This is a genomic window from Paenibacillus sp. OT2-17 (assembly GCF_009827695.1).
Classification (GTDB): domain Bacteria; phylum Bacillota; class Bacilli; order Paenibacillales; family Paenibacillaceae; genus Paenibacillus; species Paenibacillus polymyxa_B.
In genome coordinates this window covers 1-706 of record NZ_WUDQ01000993.1, presented here as the reverse complement: position 1 = coordinate 706, position 706 = coordinate 1, and the positions used below count along the sequence as shown (strand labels likewise).

Annotated in this window: 1 pseudogene; it reads left to right on the top strand. The window is 53.0% G+C overall.

Features of this window, described 5'->3' with window-relative positions:
- Positions 1-706: pseudogene (locus GRP75_RS28665) on the top strand (glycosyl hydrolase); the annotation flags it as partial.

Below are 706 nucleotides of genomic sequence, written 5' to 3'. Positions count from 1 at the left end.
TCAAAGAAGGCCGGCATGATTTACTGGAATCTGCTGCTGCGGCCTTGACGCATAGCATAGCTTGTGTAGTGGAGGAAAAAGCGCCAGATCACCACCCAGACTTTTTTCCAATTATGATGATGGGAGCGTATCGGCTCCTTAAAAATCTGCTGCCAGAACAAGCCATGGCATGGAAGCAGCAACTGAGCAGAATTCAGCCGGAGCAGACCTACATTTTTACGATGAGCAAAATGAAGAATCCGAACCGGATGATCAACTGGAATGCGATTATGATTTCCGGCGAGTTTTTGCGTGCAACGGAAGGAATTGCAGCCGATTCGGAATGGATGGAGACGTATATCCGCAGCTACCATTTGCCTCGTTTTACCAGGTTGGGCCTGTATCAGGATGGTCCGTTGGATCGGCCCAATAGCCCATTTGCCTACGATATCGTTACACGTTTTCATCTGGGCGTGATGCTGGAGAACGGATATGATGGCAGCTGCGCACTCGAACTGCGTGACCACCTTCGCAGGGGGGCTCTCAGCACATTACTGGCGCTATCCCCGCACGGGGAAATTCCGCCGCGTGGAAGAAGCGCCCAGCATCAGTGGAACGAAGCGGCGGCGGCCTTTGTCTTTACAACACATGCACAGCAGGCTTTTACAGCAGGAGAGCATGGGCTCGCAGGTGCGTTCCGACGGGCAGCAGATCTATGCTGGCAAGC